Source organism: Nocardioides flavescens, from assembly GCF_009823805.1.
Taxonomy (GTDB): Bacteria; Actinomycetota; Actinomycetes; order Propionibacteriales; family Nocardioidaceae; genus Nocardioides; species Nocardioides flavescens.
This window is the reverse complement of sequence record NZ_WUEK01000009.1, coordinates 1-18,257: the sequence shown is the minus strand read 5'-3', so window position 1 is coordinate 18,257 and position 18,257 is coordinate 1. Positions and strand designations below refer to the sequence as shown.

Below are 18,257 nucleotides of genomic sequence, written 5' to 3'. Positions count from 1 at the left end.
CGGTCCCGGGTCTGCTGCGTCGCTGCGTGCCGCCAACGAGCAGCGCGTGCTCGCGACCGTGAGAGAGGGCTGGGGCCGCAGCCAGGCCGACCTCGCCCGCGCCACCGGCCTCTCGCCCGCCGCGGTGTCGGGCATCGTCGCCCGGCTGGTCGCCCGTGGCGAGGTGAGCTGCACGACCGAGGTCTCCCGCGGCCGCAGGGTGCGCGTGGTCTCCGCCGCGGCGGGCAGCGAGGTGTTCGCCGGTGTCGACATCGGCCGCAGCCACGCCCGGCTCCTGGTCGGCGACGGGTCGGGCCGGGTGCTGGAGGAGCGGGAGCAGCCGCTGGCCCCGGGCCATCGACCGACGACGACGCTGGCCACCGTCCGCGACCAGCTCGAGGAGATGGTGGCGGGCTCGGCCGGGGGGCGTGTGCTCCGCGCGATCGGCGTGGGGCTCCCCGGTCCGCTCGACCGCGAGCACGGGGCGGTCGTCGGCGGCACGATCCTGCCGGGGTGGGTGGGCGTGCCGGTCACCACCGCGCTCGCGCCGCTCGCTGCCGACGTACGGGTCGAGAACGACGCCAACCTCGGCGCCCTCGCCAGCGCGGCGCAGACCGGCGCGCGCGACCTGGTCCACGTCAAGGCCGGCTCCGGCCTCGGCGCGGGGCTCGTGGTCGGGGGCCGCCTGCACCCGGGTGCGGGTGGCCTGGCCGGCGAGCTCGGTCACGTCGCCGTCTCCGACGCCGCCTCCGCACCGATGTGCCGCTGCGGACGACGCGGCTGCCTGGAGACCTACGCCTCGACGGAGGTCCTGGCCAGGACGCTCAGCACGGTCCTCGACCGACGCGTGCCGCTCTCGCGCGTGGTGGCGATGGGGGCCAGCGCGGACCCGATCGTCCGTCGGGTCTTCGACGACTCGGCAGAGGCGGTCGGTCGCGGTCTCGGCATCCTCTGCACGCTGCTCGACCCCGGTCTCGTCGTTCTCGGCGGGCCGCTCGCCGGCCTCGGCCACCGCTGGCTGCAGCCCGTGCGCGCCGGGTTCGCGCGCAGCGCCCTGCCGGCGGTGGTCTCCCACACCTCGATCCAGCTCTCCCCGCTCGGGGAGCGGGCCGAGGCGCTCGGCGCGCTGCAGCTCGCGCGCACCAGCGTGGTGGCGGCGGCCGACTGACCCGCCGCCCGCGGCAGGGGTCAGCCCAGCGCGGCTCGGGCCATCAGCGCACCGCCGACGGCCCCGGCCTCGGGACCGAAGTGCGCGCGGCGCAGTGGGGGTACGACGCGGTGCGGCTCGCCGACGAGCGCGCGCCGCAGGGCGGCGCGGGCGGGCTCGAGGAGGCGGTCGCCGGCGGCCGAGACACCACCGCCGACGACGACGACCTCGGGGTCGAGGGCGGCGACGAGGTTGGCCAGCCCGACGCCGAGCCACTCCCCGACCGAGGCGAACGCCTGGCGCGCCACCAGGTCGCCGTCGCCGGCGGCCTCGGTGATCATCGGGCCCGTCAGCCGCGACGGGTCGCCGCCGCAGAGGTCGTCGAGCAGGGTCGGCTCCTGGCCGACCCGGGCGCGGGCGAGACGGACGAGGGCGTTGCCCGAGGAGTACTGCTCCCAGCAGCCGCGGTGGCCGCACTCGCACGGGTGGCCGTCGGGCACGACCTGGGCGTGGCCGAACTCCCCCGCCATGCCGTTGCGGCCCCGCCGCAGCTGCCCGCCGACCACGACGGCGCCGCCGATGCCGGTGCCCATCGTGACGACGACGGCGTCCTGGGCTCCGGCTGCGGCACCGTGCTCGAGCTCGGCGAGGGCGGCGCAGTTGGCGTCGTTGTCGAGCACCACGCGGGTGCCCCAGCGCTCCTCGAGCCGCGAGCGCACCGGCTCCTCGCGCCACGGCAGGTGCGGCGCGAACATCACCCGCTCGCCCTCCGCGTCCACGAACCCGGCCGCGGCCAGGCCGACCGCCGCGACGGGGCGGCCCTGGGCGACGTCCTCGACGGCGAGCGTGAGCGCGTCCTCGACGAGACCGACCTCGACCAGACGGCCCGGGGTCACCCGGGTGGCGGTCGTGAGCACCTCGCCGGCCGGACCGATCTCGGCGGCCAGCACCTTGCTGCCGCCGACGTCGATCCCGACGACGAGCGGCTCGCGTCCGCTCACCGGCGAGCGAGGTCGGCGGCGCCGATGAGCCCCGCCCGGTTGCCGAGGCGGGCCTTGCGGATCTCGAGCACCGGCCGGTGACCACGACCGGTCAGCTGGCTCCCGAACGCCGCGCGCGCGGGACCCAGCAGCAGGTCGCCGGCCTCGCTCACACCGCCGCCGATGACCACGACGGCCGGGTCGAGCACGGCGGTCAGCGAGGCGATGCCCTCACCGAGCCACCGGCCCAGCGAGGCGAGCTGCTCGACCGCGAACGGGTCGCCCGCTCGGGCCGCCTCCGTGATCAGCGGACCGGTGATCCGGTCGGGGTCGCCGCCCGCCCGGTCCAGGAGCTCCCGGGCCAGGAGGGACCCTGCACGCACGGCGCCGCGCGCCTCGCGGACCAGAGCGCTGCCGCTGGCGTACTGCTCGTAGCAGCCGCGGTTGCCGCAGCCGCACAGGATGCCGTCGGGCACGACCCGCATGTGACCGATCTCGGCGCCGACGCCGAACGCGCCGCGGTAGAGCGAGCCGTCGAGCACGACGCCGCCGCCGACCCCGGTGCCGACCGTGACGAGCAGCAGGTCGTCGACGTCGTGCCCGGCGCCGTAGCGGAACTCGCCCCAGGCGGCGGCGTTGGCGTCGTTCTCCACCACGACGGGCAGACCGGTGCGCTGCTCGAGGTCGCCCTTGAGGTCGACGTCGCGCCAGGCGATGTTGGGCGCGAACATCACCACCGCGCGCTGCTTGTCGATGTACCCCGCGGCGCCCACCCCGACGCAGGTGATGGGGTGGCGCGACGCCAGCTGGACGACGAGACCCTCGATGGCCTCCTCGATGGCCTCGGCCGAGGTGGCGGGCGACTCGACGCGCAGCTCCTCGACGATCGAGCCGTCCTCGTCGACCACGCCACCCAGGATCTTCGTGCCACCCACGTCGATGCCGCAGGACAGGGTCACTGGTGGTCCTCCTGGTGAGGGTCGTGCTCGTCGGACGTGGGCTCGGGCTGGGGCTCGGCGTCGAGGTCGATGCGCTGCACCGTCCCGGACCGCCGGGCGTCCGCGCCGGGCTGCGCCTGGGTGGCTGCGGTGAGCAGCCCCGCCGCGGCCTGCAGCAGCGCCTGGCCGGCGGTCGCGAGCTGCGCCTTGACCTCCGGGCTGGCGGTGCGGACCGCGTGCACCGTACGGCAGACAGGGCACCAGTGGCACTCCGGCGCGTCGGTGGGAAAACGTCCCGGTCCCGGCACATCCTCCGGGCGCGCCTCGTCGGGTCCACCCACGTGACCGCTGGCCCAGTCCTGCAGGACTCCCAGCAGCTTGGCCGCCTCCTCGCCGACGCTGCCGACCTGCTCACCGACGACCTCGGGTCCCGGTCCCTGGTCCGGCTCCTGGTCCGACGGGCCCGTCATCCGGTCTGCTCGCTCACCGGGTCATCCTCCCGGAAGGACACCCGGAGCACGCCGTCGGCGTCCACCCTGGCGCCGGTCACACCCAGGCGGGCGAGGCCCTGGGGCAGGGTGAGCAGCCGACGGTAGGACCCGACGGTGACGACGAGCTCGTCACCGGTGCGGGCGAGGTCGACCTCCTCCCGGGTGGTGAACGGCAGCCGCAGCCGCAGCTCCGCGCCACGCCGCGCCGGGTCGGCGACGACCTCGAAGGGACCCGGCCCGCCGGTGGGCGCGAGCGGGTCGGCACCGGCGTAGAGCGTGCGGGCGACGTCGGTGAGGGCCTCGACACCGACTGGCTCGCCGGTGCGGTACTCCGAGCGCCACAGCGGCAGGCCCGCGAAGGACTCCTCCACCTGTGCGAGCACACCGGTCTGCGCCGCGACCCACCCGGCCCGCCACGGGTCGTCGCCACCGTCGGGGAAGACGCGGTTGGCCACGACCCCGTCGACGCGGTAGCCGAAGAGGGAGAGCGTCGTGTACGCCCGTCGGGCCTCTGCGAGCACCACCGCCTCGGGGGTGAGCACGATCCGCACGCTGGCCTCGGGGGCCGACAGCAGGGCCCGCACCTCGTCGAGCTCGGCGTGCAGGCGCCGCAGGGCGTCGAAGACGCTCCCGCCCGGCATGGGTACGCCGGCCGCCCGGGTCAGCAGCGGACGCAGCGCCGTCATCGCGCGCTGCTGCACCGGCAGCACGCGGTCGACGTACCACCCCAGCGCCTCGGGCAGCGCCAGCAGCCGCAGCGTCTCGGCGGTCGGGGCGCAGTCGACGACCACCACGTCCCAACGGTCGCTGAGCACCTGCAGGCGGAGCTCGAGGAGCGCGATGACCTCCTCGGCGCCCGGCACCACCGTCAGCTCCTCGGCGCTCACCCGGTCCATGCCCGTCGTGTCGAGCACGGAGAGGAGGTAGCCCTGGATCTCGGCCCACGACTGCTCGAAGCGGCGCTGGGCGTCGACCTGCTGCACGAACAGGCGGGGCGCGACCTCGCTCGGCTCGGAGCCGATCGTGCCGGCGGGGGCCCCGAAGGCGTCGGCGAGGGAGTGCGCGGCGTCGGTGGAGAGCACGAGCGTGCGGTGGCCGGCGGCCGCGGCGAGGGCGGCCGTGCCGGCCGCGACGGTCGACTTGCCCACCCCGCCCTTGCCCGTGAAGAGCAGCGTGCGCGTCACAGCATCAGGGCAGCGACTCGACGCGCTTCTTCAGCCCCTTGAGGGCGGTGTCGATGAGGATCTTCTCGCCCTTGCGCTTGAGCATGCCGATCAGCGGGATCGAGACGTCCAGGGCCAGCCGGTAGGTCACCTCGGTCGAGCCATCACGCTCGCGCAGCTCGTAGGCGCCGTCGAGGGCGCGCAGCATCTTGCCCTCGACGAGGGTCCAGGTGACCTCGCGGTCTCCGTCCCAGGTGTAGGCGAGGGTGTACTCGTCCTTGATCGGGCTCACGTCGAGGGCGAAGAAGACCTGCTCGGCACGGCCGTCGTCGTACGTCGAGCGGGTCTCGGCCACCGTGACGCCCTTGGCCCACTCGGGGTAGGCGTCGAAGTCGGCGATGACGGCCATCACGGCCGACGCGGGCGCGTCGACGGTGATGGACGACGTGGTCTGCTCAGCCATCCGACACCCCTCTTGTCCTGCGGTCGTGCTGCCGCCCGGGACCTCGCGCGGACACCCGCGCGGGACTGCTGGGGAGGCTACCCGACGCCCCGCTGACCTGACCCGGCGGTAACGTGCGCTCGTGCGCGAGTACTCCACGCCGGCGACCTCGGAGGTCCCCTCCTCCGGCAACCTCACCGACGACGTCGTGGCCAACGCCCGCGACCATGCGCAGACGGTGGTCTTCAGCCGCCCGGACCCCGAGAACGGTGGCAGCTGGCGCGACGTCACCGCCGCTGAGTTCCACGACGAGGTCCGCGCCGTCGCCAAGGGGCTGATCGCCGCGGGCATCGAGGCGGGCGACCGGGTGGCCCTCGTCTCCAAGACGCGCTACGAGTGGACCCTGCTCGACTACGCCATCTGGTTCGCGGGCGCGGCCACGGTGCCGGTCTACGAGACCTCCTCGGCCGAGCAGGTCGCGTGGATCCTGCGCGACTCCGGCGCCCGCGCCGTCGTCGCCGAGACCGCCGAGCACGTCGCCCGGGTGACCGAGGTCCGCCGCGACCTCGACGCGCTCAACCACGTCTGGTCGTTCACCGACAACGCCGTCGCGATCCTGACCTCGCTCGGCCAGGACATCGCCGACGACGAGCTCGAGGCGCGGCGCTCGGCCGTCGGCCCCGGCGACGTCGCGACGCTGATCTACACCTCCGGCACCACCGGGCGCCCCAAGGGCTGCATGCTGACCCACGCCAACTTCATGGTCGAGCTCGGTGTCGCCGTCTCGGAGCTCGACCGGCTCTTCGAGATCGAGGACTCCTCGACGCTGCTCTTCCTGCCGCTGGCCCACGTCTTCGCCCGGATCATCCAGATCGGCTGCGTGAAGTCGCGCACCCGGCTGGGGCACAGCGCCGACATCAAGAACCTCGTCGCCGACCTGCAGGAGTTCCGCCCGACGTTCGTCCTGGCGGTCCCCCGGGTGTTCGAGAAGGTCTTCAACACCGCCTCGCAGCGCGCCACCGCCGACGGCCGCGGCGCGATCTTCGACCGGGCCGCCGACGTGGCGATCGCCTGGTCGCGCGGGCAGGACGACGGCAAGCCGTCGCTCGCCGTACGACTGCAGCACGCGGTGTTCGACCGCCTGGTCTACGGCAAGCTGCGCGAGGCGCTCGGCGGCAAGTGCCAGTACGCCGTGTCCGGCGGCGCGCCGCTCGGTGAGCGGCTCGGTCACTTCTACCGCGGCATCGGGGTCACCGTGCTCGAGGGGTACGGCCTCACCGAGACCACCGCGGCGGTGACCGTCAACCTCCCCGACGCCATCAAGATCGGCACCGTCGGTCGCCCGCTGCCCGGCACCGCGGTCCGCGTCGCCGAGGACGGTGAGCTGCTGTTCCGCGGCGGGCAGGTCTTCGCCGGCTACTGGCGCGCCGAGGAGGCCACCGCCGAGGCGTTCGAGGACGGCGAGTGGTTCCGCTCCGGCGACGTCGGCGAGGTCGACGACGAGGGCTTCGTCCGGATCACCGGGCGCAAGAAGGAGATTCTCGTGACCGCGGGCGGCAAGAACGTCGCCCCGGCGGTCCTCGAGGACCGGCTGCGCGCCCACGTGCTCGTCGACCAGTGCATCGTGGTCGGCGACGGTCAGCCGTTCATCGCCGCGCTGGTCACCCTCGACCGCGAGTCGCTCACCGCCTGGGCCGAGAGCCACGGCAAGCGCGACGACGTCGCCTCGCTCGTCGACGACCCCGACCTGCTCGCCGAGCTCCAGAACGCCGTCGACGACGCCAACAAGGCCGTCTCCAAGGCCGAGTCGATCCGCAAGTTCCGCGTGCTCGTCGACGAGTGGACCGAGGAGGGCGGGCAGCTCACGCCCAGCCTCAAGCTCAAGCGCAACGTCGTCATGCGCGAGAGCAAGGACGAGGTCGCCGCGCTCTACAGCTGAGCGCTCTACCCTCGGTGGTCGAGAAGAAGGCCGGCCACGGCCGTCTCGAAACCACCCTCGGTGGTTGAGGAGGCCGGCCACGGCCGTCTCGAAACCACCCTCGGTGGTTGAGGAGGCCGGCCACGGCCCTAGCGGAACCCTCCCCGGTGGTTGAGGAGGCCGGCTACGGCCGTCTCGAAACCACGTGACCATGACGACGTGGCTTCGAGACAGGACTTCGTCCTTCCTCAACCACCGTGACCACCGGTCGCTCTCACCCGCAGCGGTCGAGTTCGGTGAAAACGCGGACGCGTGGGGCGGGTGGTTCCTAGAGTTCTGGACCGTAGGCACCTCGGAGGACAGGGCTGACCGGGGCCTTTCGACCCGTCGGCCACGAAGGTCGGAAAGGTCTGGGTCGATGGACCGTCGCAGGATCCTGCTCGTGGTGGCCGTGCTGGTCGCGGCCGCGGGCTCGGCGCTGGTCTTCCTCTACTCCCAGGGCGCCGACGACCGCGCCGCGCAGAAGTTCGACACCGTCCAGGTCCTCGAGGCGACCGCCCTCATCAACCCCGGCGAGACGATCGAGGACGCCCAGGCCGCGGGCAAGCTCGCGCTGCGCCCGGTCTCGCAGGAGAGCCTGCTCGACGGCTACCAGGTCGACACCAGCGGTCTCGCCGGCACCATCGCCCTCGGGGCGATCTACCCGGGCGAGCAGATCATCGCCGCCAAGTTCGGCGCGACCGCCGCCGTCCAGTCGGCGCTGCAGGTGCCGGACGGGATGATGGCGGCCTCGGTCAACCTCACCGACCCCGGCCGGGTCGCCGGCTTCGTCAACCCCGGCTCCGAGGTCGCGGTCTTCATGAGCGGCACCGACGAGGCCGGTCTGCCGTTCACCCGGGTCCTGCTCGACCGGGTGACGGTGCTGGCGGTCGGCTCGACGACGCCCGTGTCGACCACCACCACCGACGAGACCGGCGCGTCGACGACCGAGCAGCTCCCCCGCACCCTCATCACCCTGGCGCTGGACCAGACCCAGGTCGAGAAGGTCACCTTCGCCTCCACCACGGGCGAGCTCAGCTTCGCCCTGCTCACCGACAAGAGCGCCGTCCAGGACGGGCCCGGCGTGACCGCGGCCAGTCTGTTCCAGTGAGGCCCTGATGCCCGTCGTCGTCGACCCCGACCCGCTCGTCGTCGAGTCGCTGCTGGCCTCGATGCCGGCCGGCTCGCACGGCGTGGAGTCCGTGGACCGCCTCAACGCCTGGCTCGGCTCGCACTCCGACGAGTACGTCGTCCTGCTCGGCCCGACGCTCAGCGACCGCGAGGCCGTCGACACCTGCGAGCTGATGCGACGCTCGGCCCCGGCGATCAGCACGGTGCTGGTGCGCGAGCAGCTCGAGGGGCCGTTGCTCGTGGCCGCGATGAAGGCGGGGGCACGCGACGTCGTGCAGCACCACGACGCCGCCGCCCTCGCGGAGTCCCTGCGCCGGGCGCTGGAGTTCTTCGTCGCCCTGCGCGGGCCGGCGGGCGCGATGCACGTCAGCAAGGTCATCTCCGTCTTCTCGCCCAAGGGCGGCGTCGGCAAGACCACGCTCTCGGTCAACCTCGCGCTCGCCCTGGCCGAGAAGGGCGCGCGGCGGGTGTGCCTGGTCGACCTCGACCTGGCCTTCGGCGACGTCGCGATCACCATGCAGCTCTTCCCCACCCACTCGATCGAGCAGGCGATCGGGGCTGAGGACTCGGTCGACGTCGAGATGCTCGACTCGCTGCTGACCCGCCACCAGGACTCCCTGATGGTGCTCGCTGCCCCGGCGCACCCCGACACCCGCGACCGGGTCAGCCCCCAGCTCATCTCGCGCATCGTGCGCACGCTGCGCGAGACCTTCGACTTCATCGTCATCGACACCGCCCCGTCCTTCGACGAGCAGGTCCTGACCGCGCTCGACGAGACCGACGAGGTCGTGCTGATCACGACCCTCGACGTGCCGACGCTGAAGAACGTCAAGGTCGCCGTCGAGACCTTCGACGCCCTCCACATCGCCAAGGAGAGCCGCCACCTCGTGCTCAACCGCGCCGACGACGAGGTCGGCATCAGTGCCGACAAGGTCGAGGGCATCCTCGGCATGCCCGTCGACGCCCAGATCGCCAGCTCCATCGACATCGCCGCCGCCACGAACGCCGGCACGCCGGTCGTGGTGAGCAGCCCGCAGCACCAGATGAGCCTGGCCGTCCGCCAGCTCGCGGCCCGCCTGGCCGGTGAGGTCCTCGGCGCCCCGACGCTGCAGCCGGTCGCTGCGCCCGTGCCCGAGCAGCCCCGCTCGATCTTCTCCCGCCGGAGGCGGGCATGAGCCTCGCCGACCGCCTCGCCGCGGCCCGTCAGGCGCGGGCCGAGGCACCGCCGCCGCTCGAGCCCGCGGCGCTGGCCGTCTCCGACGCCCCCGAGCCGGGTGAGGGACTCCCCCACGACGACCACCTCGTCCCCGACCCGACCTCACCCGTCGCCGCCGCCGTCTCCGCGGTCGAGGCCGTGCAGCGCAGCGCGGGCAAGCGCCGTGCCGACGTACCCGCCGCGACCGCCACCTCCGCACCCTCCCCCGCGTCGTACGCCGCGACGCGGGCGAGCGCAGCCGAGCCGACCCCGCGCCGCGGCCTCACCGGGACCTCGCCGACGGAGCGGATCGAGGAGCTCAAGAGCAGCGTGCACCTGCAGCTGCTCCAGCAGATCGGCCCGCGGCTCTACGACGCCGAGATGGACCAGTCCGAGCTCGACAGCGAGGTGCGCAAGGTCCTCTCCGACGTCTTGTCCTCGCAGGACCGCCCGCTCAGCACCGCCGACCGCGCCCGGGTCACGCAGGAGATCAGCGACGACATCCTGGGCTACGGGCCGATCGAGCCGTTCCTGCGCGACCCGGACGTCTCCGAGGTGATGGTCAACGGGCCCGCCAGCATCTGGCTGGAGAAGGGTGGCCGCCTCACCCCCGCCGCTGCGCACTTCACCGACGAGGCCCACCTGCGTCGCACGATCGACAAGATCGTGTCGCGGATCGGGCGCCGCGTCGACGAGTCCAGCCCGATGGTCGACGCGCGTCTGCCCGACGGCAGCCGCGTCAACGCGGTCGTGCCGCCGCTCGCCGTGGACGGCTCCGCGCTCACGATCCGCAAGTTCGCGGCCGACCCGCTCACCGTCGATGACCTCATCCGCTTCGGCTCGCTGAGCCCCAAGACCGCGGAGTTCCTCGACGCGTGTGTCCGGGGCAGGCTCAACATCATCGTCTCGGGCTCCACGGGCGCGGGGAAGACGACGACCCTCAACGTCTTGTCGTCGTTCATCCCCGACGACGAGCGGATCGTGACGATCGAGGACGCCGCGGAGCTGCAGCTGAAGCAGGACCACGTGGTGCGGCTGGAGTCGCGACCGGCCAACATCGAGGGCAAGGGCGCGGTGACGATCCGCGACCTGGTCAAGAACAGCCTGCGGATGCGACCCGACCGCATCATCGTCGGCGAGGTCCGCGACGCCTCGGCCCTCGACATGCTGCAGGCGATGAACACCGGTCACGACGGGTCCATCTGCACCCTGCACTCCAACGGCCCGCGCGACACGCTCGCCCGCATGGAGACGATGGTGCTCATGGCGGGCATGGACCTCCCGGTGCGGGCCATCCGCGAGCAGGTCGCCTCGGCGGTGGACCTGATCGTGCACCAGACCCGCTTCAAGGACGGATCGCGGCGCATCACCCACATCACCGAGGTGGAGCGGATGGAGGGCGACGTGATCACCCTCCAGGACGTGTTCCTGTGGGACGGCTCCCGCGGCTTCGACGCCGAGGGACGCGTGCTGGGCCGGCTCGCCGGCACCGGTCTGCGGCCCAAGTTCCTCGAGAAGATGGCCTACTCCAACGTCACGGTCGACCCGCTCGTCTTCGTCCCGGAGCACGGCCGGTGAGCGCGCGCCGTCGAGCGGCACTGGTGGGCGCCGTGGCCGCCCTGGCCGCGGCGGCCGGCGGTCCGCTGCTCGCGCCGGGGGCGGCCCACGCGGCCGACGACGCCGTCGTGGCGCACGTGGAGTCGACCGAGGGGGCCGTGAGCGTCCTCGTCTCGGTGCCCGCCGACACCGAGGTCGACCTGGGCGGGGTCACCGTGAGCGTCGACGGCAAGGCCGCCGAGGCCCAGGCGCAGCCCGCCGACGGCAGCACGCTCGTGCGCCGCACCGCCGTGCTCGCCGTCGACACCAGCCGCTCGATGCGGGGCGGGCGCTTCAAGGCCGCCAAGATCGCCGCCCAGGAGTTCATCAGCGCGGTGCCGGCCGACGTCTACGTCGGCATCGTGACGTTCGCCGGGGACGTCACCACCCAGCTCGCCCCCACCCAGGACCGCGACGCCGCCCGCGGCGTGCTGGGCGGCCTCGAGCTCACCCGCCAGACGCGCCTCTACGACGGCATCGTCGAGGCGGTCGACGACGCCGGCACCGAGGGCCAGCGCAGCCTGCTCGTGCTCTCCGACGGTGCCGACACGAGCGACACCCCCCTCGACGCCGCGACCGGCGCCATCCGCGGCGCCGGCGTCCTCACCGACGTGGTCGCGCTCGACCAGAGCCTGGGCGGGGACTCCGCACTGCAGGAGATCGCCGCCGCCGGGCAGGGCCGCGTGGTCCCGGCCGACCCCGCGGCGCTCCAGGCCGCGCTGGCCGCCGAGGCCCAGGTGCTGGCGCGCCAGGTGCTGGTGACCGCGACCCTCCCCAGCGGCGCGACCGCCGACCAGGGCACCGTCGCGGTCACGCTGCCCACCTCCACCGGCACGCTGACCGCCGAGGCGTTCGCCTCCCTCCAGCCGCTCCCGGTCACGCCGGTCGCCGCACCGGCGTCCGGCTGGTCGCCTCCCCCGTGGTCGCTGTACGCCGGCTCCGCGGCGCTCGCCGTCGGGCTCGTGCTCGCCGCCGTGGCCCTCGTCCCGACCGGGCGCACCCGCACCAGCCCCGCGCAGCGCGTGACGGCGTACACCGAGAGCCAGAGCGCGGGCGGCGCCGAGACCGCACCGAGCGCCCGCCTCGACACCGACGTCACCTTCGCCTCCGCGAAGCACACCGCTGCTGAGGTCCTGCGGCGCAACCGCGACCTCGACGCCCGGATCAGCACCCGCCTCGAAGCGGCCGGCAGCGAGCTCACCTCCTCGGAGTGGCTGCTCGTCCACGGCGCCCTCTTCTTCGTCTCCGGGCTGGTGGGCCTGCTGCTCGGTGGCGGCAACCTCGCGCTCGGACTCGTCTTCCTGGTGCTCGGCCTGGTCGGACCGTGGGTCTACCTCGGCCTGCGGCGCAGCCGGCGCCGCAAGGCCTTCGACGCCGGACTGCCCGAGACGCTGCAGCTGATGTCGGGCTCGCTGGCCGCCGGACTCTCCCTCAGCCAGTCCGTGGACACGATCGTCCGCGAGGGCGTCGAGCCGATCGCCTCGGCGTTCCGCCGGGTGCTCGTCGAGACCCGGCTCGGCGTGACGCTCGAGGACGCGCTCGAGGGGGTGGCGGAGCGGTTCGAGAGCAAGGACTTCGCGTGGGTCGTCATGGCCATCAAGATCCAGCGGCAGGTCGGCGGCAACCTCGCCGAGCTGCTGGACAACGTCGCCGCGACCATGCGCGAGCGGGAGTACATGCGGCGCCAGGTCAACGCCCTCGCGGCCGAAGGGAAGCTGTCGGCCTGGGTGTTGGGCGGCCTTCCGCCGCTCTTCATGCTCTACCTTTTGATGACGAACTACGACTACGTGATCGTCATGTTCCAAGAGCCCCTCGGGTGGGCCATGCTGCTCGGTGCCGCGACCATCCTCGGGGTCGGAGTCTTCTGGATGAGCCGACTGGTCAAGGTGGAGGTGTGAGGTGACCCTGCTGTTCGTGCTCGGCGTCGGCCTCCTCGTCCTGGCCGTCCTGATCCTCGGCTCCGCCCTCAGCTCCAGCTCCGAGACCGGGGTGACGCGGTCGCTCGCGGTCCTCGAGGCGATGACCAGCGCACCGAAGGAGCTCACGGGCGAGCTCGACCGGTCCTTCAGCGACCGGGTGCTCGTCCCGCTGCAGGAGCGCGCCACGCGGATCGGTCGCCGACTCTCCGGGGCCGACACCTCCGACCGGATCCGTCGCAAGCTCGACCTCGCCGGCAACCCGTCCGGCTGGACCGTCGACCGCGTCCTGGGCGGCAAGGTCCTGGGCGCGGTGGTCGGCCTGGTGTTCGGCCTGACCTTCTCCCTCATGCTCGGCGCCCCCACCACCAAGGTCCTCGTGGTGCTCGCCATCACGGTCGCAGGGTTCTTCGCGCCCAACCTCTACCTCTACCAGAAGGGCTACGAGCGGGCCGAGCAGCTCCAGCGCGGCCTGCCCGACGCCATCGACCTGCTCACGATCAGCGTCGAGTCCGGGCTCGGCTTCGACGCCGCCGTCCAGCAGGTCGCACGCAACACCGAGGGACCGATCGCCGAGGAGTTCTCCCGGCTGCTGCGCGAGATGCAGATCGGCATGGGTCGCGCCGATGCGCTGCGCGCGATGGGTGAGCGCACCAACGTCGCGGACGTCAAGACCTTCGTGGGCGCCATGGTGCAGGCCGACTCCTTCGGCATCCCCATCTCGCAGGTCCTGCGGGTGCAGTCCGGCGAGATGCGCGTCAAGCGCCGTCAGCGCGCCGAGGAGAAGGCCCAGCAGGTCCCCGTCAAGATCACGATCCCGCTGATCTTCTGCATCCTGCCCACCCTGTTCATCGCGGTCATGGGCCCCGCGGCCATCAGCATCATGGACTCGTTCAGGTGAACGCTCTCAGAACAGCCCTCGGTGTCGGTAGCGTCGCTGTCACCGTCCCGACCACCGTCCCGACGACCGTACGAGGGGAGCGAGCGCGATGAGGGTCCGCGAGCGTCAGCACGTCCGGCTCAGCGCCGCGGCGCGCGCCTTCGTGCTCGTCGCGCTGCTCGGCCCGGTGCTCTGGGACCAGAACACCGCCGCCCTCGGCGCGCTGATCACGATCGGCGTCATCTGGGGCGTGAGCACCATCGCCGACTGGCGACAGCGCCTCCCGGTCGTCGTGCTCATCACCGTCGAGGCGGCGATGGTGGGCGCGGTCTGCGGCTTCACCATCCACTCCTCCCTGGCGGTCCTCGGCGCCCTCGCGGTGCCGCCGTTCACGGCCGGCCTCTACCGCTCGCTGCAGGGCGTCGCGCTCGCGCTCTCGGCGCAGCTCGCGACCATCGTGCTCGTCTCCTACATCAGCTTCGACGGGCTCAAGCCCGACCAGGGCTTCGGCGCGTTCAGCTGGAGCATGACCGGCCTGGGTCTGGGTCTCGTCGGCACGTTCCTGCACTCCGCGCTCAACGAGAAGCCCGACCCGCTGGCGCCGTACCACTACGCCCAGGGGCTGATCCGCAAGCTCATCGACATCTCCGGCGGTCTCGACTCGGGTCTCGACCCGGTCGCGCTCGGTGGGGCGATCCTGAGCGCCGTGCGCGACGACCTGCCGACGTCCGCGCTGGTCGTCAGCATCCCCCGCGGCGACACCCTGACTCCCCTGGTGTCGAAGGCGATGGGCTCCAAGATCAACGTCGACGAGTGCGAGGACATCGCCGTCGAGGCGTGGGCCGTCGGGCTGCCGGTGCTCCACGACCGCGTGTTCGCCTTCCCGCTCAACACCGAGGCCGGCACGACCGCCATCGTCGCGGGCGTCCTCTCGGCGCGCGTCGACCCGGCCCGCATCGGCGTCGAGGACCGCATCCGCAAGCTGATGCGACGCCTCGGCCCCAGCGCGGTGCACCTCGACACGGCGCTGCTGTTCTCTGCGTTCCGCGACGCCGCGACCGCCGAGGAGCGGCGCCGCCTCTCCCGCGAGATGCACGACGGGGTCGCCCAGGACATCGCCTCACTCGGCTACCTCGTCGACACCCTGCGCGTCGGCATCACCTCCCCCGAGCAGGCCGAGCGCATCGACATGCTCCGCGACCGCATCTCCGCCGTCGTCGCCGAGATCCGGCGGAGCGTCGTGACCCTGCGCACCAGCGTCGGGCAGAGCGAGAGCCTCGGCACCGCGATCGGCTCGATCGCGCGCAACCTGTCCGAGGTCTCGGGCGTGCCGATCCACGTGACGCTCGACGAGCACACCCAGCGGCTGCGTCCCGAGGTCGAGGCCGAGCTGTTCCGCATCGCCCAGGAGGCGATGAACAACGCCGTGCGCCACGCCCAGGCCTCGGCGATCGACGTGCACTGCGTCGTCCACGCACCGGAGGCGCTCATCACCGTCTCCGACAACGGCCGCGGCCTCCAGGCCGCCCGGTCGACCTCGCACGGCCTGCACATCATGAAGGAGCGGGCCCTGCTCATCAACGCCACGCTCGACATCGGGGAGACCCCCACCGGTGGCCTCTCGGTCACCGTCCGACTCCTCGCGAACCCCTCGTCCGACTACCCCACGGACACCGTCCACGAAAAGGTCACCGCATGAGCGCCGCCCCCACCACCGTCCTCCTCGTCGACGACCACGAGCTGATCCGCAGCGGCCTCGCCGGTGTGTTCGAGCTCGAGGAGGACATGACCATCGTCGCCCAGGCCGGCTCGGTCGTCGAGGCCCTCAAGAAGTACGACGAGCTGCGCCCCGACGTCGTCGTCGCCGACCTGCAGCTGCAGGACGGCACCGGGCTCGACATCGTGCGCAGCATCCGCAAGGTCAGCAACACCACCGGCCTCGTGGTGCTGACCATGCACTCCGGCGACGACCAGATCTTCGCCGCGATGCAGGCCGGCGCCTCCGGCTTCGTCGGCAAGGACGCGCCCTCGGGCGAGGTCGTGCGCGCGGCCCGCCACGCCGCGGTCTCCCCGCGCTCGTTCGTGTGCACCGGCCTGGTCGGCGCGATGATGCGGCGCTCGGCTGCCGAGTCCACGCGCCTGTCCGACCGCGAGCACGAGGTGCTGCTGCTGCTCGCCGACGGTCTCGGCGCCGCCGCGATCGGCGAGAAGCTCTACCTCTCCGAGTCGACGGCGAAGAGCCACATCGCCCGCATCTACCAGAAGCTCGGCGCCTCCAACCGCGCCCAGGCCCTCGTCACCGCCATGCGGATCGGCCTGCTCTCCTCGGTGCGGCCCGTCGACTCCTGAGCCGTCCTCCCGCCGTACGTCTCCCGACGCCCGCGTCGCCCTGCTCCGGGGCGGCGCGGGCGTTCGTCGTCGCCGTCCGATGAGCCCTCACCCTTCGGAGGGCCCCCGTCCGTCGGAGCGCCCCATGGCCCGAAATGACTACGTCGCCGGCCTGCCGGTCGGACCTGACTGATTCGTCGTACAGGGGTGACCGACCGGCGAAGGATTGCTCCTACCGGGGTACGACCGGCCCCGCCTCTTGGGACCACGCAAGGAGAAACCCAGTGATCGACTACCTCCGCATCATGCTCGCCGCGCAGAAGGCTCGGATGGACGAGCGTGGCGCCTCCGCCGTCGAGTACGGCCTGCTCATCGCCGGCATCGCCGCCCTCGTCGTCGTCGTCGTGTTCGCCTTCGGCGGCACCATCAAGGGCGTCTTCAGCGACACCTGCTCGACCATCGCCAGCAACGCCAGCACGGGAACGACCTGCGAGTAGCACCACGTGCACGACGCGTTCACCGTGTCCCACCGCGCACGCCGGCCGGGAGAGTTCTCTCGCGGCCGGCGTCCGTGCTCCCGGGCCGAGGACGGCGCGTCCGCCGTGGAGTACGGCCTGCTCGTCTCGGGGATCGCCGCAGTCGTCGTCGTGGTGATCATGGCCTTCGGCGGCGCCATCGGGTCGATGTTCGACGACAGCTGCGAGACGATCGCCGAGGACCAGTCCATCGGCTCCTGCAACTGATCAGCCCGGGTCCGGGTCCTCGACCTGCCGGGCGATCGCGATCCGCACCATCGTCGTCGGGTGGCTGCCGAACCACCACTGCGACCACGCCGGCGGCGTCAGGTCGGCCAGCGACCGGCGCGCCAGGTCCTGCTGCAGGGCCACGAAGCCGGCCGGGTCACCGGTCGCGCGCAGGGCGTCGACGTCGGCCCGGGTCTCCAGCTGGCGACTGATGCCGTTCTCCACCGGCGAGACGAGCAGCGTCGCCAGAGCGAGGAGCGCGAGCAGGCGCGGCGCCCGTCGGGGGTCCGCCACTCCCCCGCGCCCCCCGGCGAGCAGCGCCAGCAGCCCGACGCCGGCCAGGGCACCGGCCGCACCGAGCAGCGAACCCGTGAGCACGTCGTCGTGCCGCGCGTGGGCCAGCTCGTGCGCCACCACCGCCAGCACCTCCCGCTGCTGCACGCCCGAGGACCCGGCCACGAGGTTGTCGTAGACGACGACCCGACGGGACGAGCCGAAACCCGACACGTAGGCGTTCAGCGTGGTCGTGCGTCGCGAGGCGTCCGCGACCAGCACCTCGCCGACCCGCACCCCCTCGGTGTCCGCGAGCGCCAGCACCTGTGAGCGCAGCTCCCCGTCGGGCAACGGGGTGAAGTCGTTGAACAGCGGCTCGACCAGCAGCGGGTAGAGGAACGACCCGCCCATGACGAGCGCCGCCAGCAGCCCCCCGGCCACGGCCGGCCACACCCGCGGCAGCCGCCGGGCCAGCCCGACGAGCAGCACGACGGCCAGTGCGGTGACGCCCGCGTCGAGGGCGAAGCCCTTGACCAGGTCGACGGCGTAGGCGCCCCAGGGCTGGGTCGAGAGCCCGGCCTCGAGTGCCCGCCGACGCAGCAGCACCGAGAACGGCAATGTGACCACCCGGCCGATCAGCGCCAGGAGCAGCACCGCCTGGACCACCTGGGCCCACCAGGGGCCCGGAAGCCGGGCCACCAGCCGCGCCCCGGACCGGCTGAAGCCGAGTGCCGACGCGACGGCGAGCGACACGGCGAGCGAGGTCCACGACAGCCACCGCGCCCCGGTGGCGTAGTCCTCGCCGGCTCGCAGATCCGCCGGCGTGAAGTAGTCGACCGCCGGCGCCGGGGCGGGCACCCCTCCGGGCACCGGGTGCCACGGCACCAGCAGCACCGCGAGGACCACGAACGCACCCAGCCCGACGGCGGTCACCGCCCGCGCGGTGCGTCTGTCCTCGCGCACGTCGTCAGTCTCCCAGGCGCGGGCGTCCGAGCCTCCACCGCTGGTCGAAGACGGCGTCACCACCGCTGGTTGAGGAGGTCGCGCTAGCTGTGATGTCCAGGCACGTTGGTCGAGATCGTGCGACGACACGATCTG

At 73.0% G+C, this 18,257-nt stretch carries 17 protein-coding genes; 11 read left to right on the top strand and 6 right to left on the bottom strand.

Annotation, left to right across the window (positions count from 1 at the left end; translation table 11 throughout):
* The first annotated feature begins 46 nt into the window (after positions 1 to 46).
* Complete coding sequence (locus tag GRQ65_RS14660; RefSeq protein WP_160878894.1) at positions 47 to 1,147, top strand: ROK family protein; 1,101 nt, start codon at positions 47 to 49, stop codon at positions 1,145 to 1,147.
* 20 nt (positions 1,148 to 1,167) lie between these two features.
* On the opposite strand, the gene GRQ65_RS14655 is transcribed toward GRQ65_RS14660, so the two are convergent.
* Genes GRQ65_RS14655 through GRQ65_RS14635 form a run of 5 tightly spaced genes read right to left on the bottom strand, consistent with a single transcriptional unit; the run spans position 1,168 to position 5,161 of the window.
* The gene (locus tag GRQ65_RS14655) at positions 1,168 to 2,127 is read right to left on the bottom strand and encodes an ROK family protein (RefSeq protein ID WP_160878734.1); all 960 of its coding nucleotides are present in this window, start codon (positions 2,125 to 2,127) and stop codon (positions 1,168 to 1,170) included.
* Positions 2,124 to 3,065, bottom strand: coding sequence for an ROK family glucokinase (locus tag GRQ65_RS14650; protein ID WP_160878733.1), 942 nt, complete (start codon positions 3,063 to 3,065; stop codon positions 2,124 to 2,126). The genes GRQ65_RS14655 and GRQ65_RS14650 overlap by 4 nt, the downstream gene beginning before the upstream one ends.
* The gene (locus GRQ65_RS14645) at positions 3,062 to 3,514 is read right to left on the bottom strand and encodes a hypothetical protein (protein ID WP_160878732.1); all 453 of its coding nucleotides are present in this window, start codon (positions 3,512 to 3,514) and stop codon (positions 3,062 to 3,064) included. The genes GRQ65_RS14650 and GRQ65_RS14645 overlap by 4 nt, the downstream gene beginning before the upstream one ends.
* Positions 3,511 to 4,719 (bottom strand): TRC40/GET3/ArsA family transport-energizing ATPase, encoded by a 1,209-nt coding sequence (locus GRQ65_RS14640; RefSeq protein WP_160878731.1) that lies wholly within the window; start codon positions 4,717 to 4,719, stop codon positions 3,511 to 3,513. Before GRQ65_RS14640 ends, GRQ65_RS14645 begins: the two co-directional genes overlap by 4 nt.
* 4 nt (positions 4,720 to 4,723) lie before the next feature.
* Positions 4,724 to 5,161, bottom strand: coding sequence for an SRPBCC family protein (locus GRQ65_RS14635; protein WP_160878730.1), 438 nt, complete (start codon positions 5,159 to 5,161; stop codon positions 4,724 to 4,726).
* 121 nt (positions 5,162 to 5,282) lie between these two features.
* On the opposite strand from GRQ65_RS14635, the gene GRQ65_RS14630 reads away from it, so the two are divergent.
* The 10 genes from GRQ65_RS14630 (at position 5,283) to GRQ65_RS24075 (ending at position 16,886) form a co-directional block, all read left to right on the top strand.
* Positions 5,283 to 7,079: an AMP-binding protein gene (locus tag GRQ65_RS14630; protein ID WP_160878729.1), complete on the top strand. Its 1,797-nt coding sequence runs from the start codon at positions 5,283 to 5,285 to the stop codon at positions 7,077 to 7,079.
* Positions 7,080 to 7,476: 397 nt separating this feature from the next.
* On the top strand, positions 7,477 to 8,208 hold the full coding sequence (gene cpaB, locus GRQ65_RS14625; RefSeq protein ID WP_160878728.1) for a Flp pilus assembly protein CpaB: 732 nt from the start codon (positions 7,477 to 7,479) through the stop codon (positions 8,206 to 8,208).
* A gap of 7 nt (positions 8,209 to 8,215) precedes the next feature.
* Complete coding sequence (locus GRQ65_RS14620) at positions 8,216 to 9,403, top strand: CpaE/TadZ family protein (RefSeq protein ID WP_160878727.1); 1,188 nt, start codon at positions 8,216 to 8,218, stop codon at positions 9,401 to 9,403.
* Positions 9,400 to 11,001, top strand: a complete 1,602-nt coding sequence (locus GRQ65_RS14615) for a TadA family conjugal transfer-associated ATPase (protein WP_160878726.1) — start codon at positions 9,400 to 9,402, stop codon at positions 10,999 to 11,001. The genes GRQ65_RS14620 and GRQ65_RS14615 overlap by 4 nt, the downstream gene beginning before the upstream one ends.
* Entirely contained in the window at positions 10,998 to 12,917 is a 1,920-nt protein-coding gene (locus GRQ65_RS14610; protein WP_160878725.1) for a type II secretion system F family protein, read from the top strand. The genes GRQ65_RS14615 and GRQ65_RS14610 overlap by 4 nt, the downstream gene beginning before the upstream one ends.
* Position 12,918: 1 nt before the next feature.
* Complete coding sequence (locus GRQ65_RS14605) at positions 12,919 to 13,836, top strand: type II secretion system F family protein (RefSeq protein WP_160878724.1); 918 nt, start codon at positions 12,919 to 12,921, stop codon at positions 13,834 to 13,836.
* An 88-nt stretch (positions 13,837 to 13,924) separates the two neighbouring features.
* Positions 13,925 to 15,514, top strand: coding sequence for a sensor histidine kinase (locus tag GRQ65_RS14600; RefSeq protein ID WP_160878723.1), 1,590 nt, complete (start codon positions 13,925 to 13,927; stop codon positions 15,512 to 15,514).
* Complete coding sequence (locus GRQ65_RS14595) at positions 15,511 to 16,164, top strand: response regulator transcription factor (RefSeq protein ID WP_160878722.1); 654 nt, start codon at positions 15,511 to 15,513, stop codon at positions 16,162 to 16,164. The genes GRQ65_RS14600 and GRQ65_RS14595 overlap by 4 nt, the downstream gene beginning before the upstream one ends.
* 263 nt (positions 16,165 to 16,427) lie before the next feature.
* Entirely contained in the window at positions 16,428 to 16,640 is a 213-nt protein-coding gene (locus tag GRQ65_RS14590) for a Flp family type IVb pilin (protein ID WP_160878721.1), read from the top strand.
* A 6-nt stretch (positions 16,641 to 16,646) separates the two neighbouring features.
* Positions 16,647 to 16,886 carry a Flp family type IVb pilin gene (locus tag GRQ65_RS24075; RefSeq protein WP_237448319.1) on the top strand — a complete coding sequence of 80 codons (240 nt, stop codon included), beginning with the start codon at positions 16,647 to 16,649 and terminating at the stop codon, positions 16,884 to 16,886.
* On the opposite strand, the gene GRQ65_RS14580 is transcribed toward GRQ65_RS24075, so the two are convergent.
* Entirely contained in the window at positions 16,887 to 18,122 is a 1,236-nt protein-coding gene (locus GRQ65_RS14580; RefSeq protein WP_160878720.1) for a M48 family metalloprotease, read from the bottom strand. It lies immediately after the preceding gene.
* Between the last annotated feature and the right edge of the window lie 135 nt (positions 18,123 to 18,257).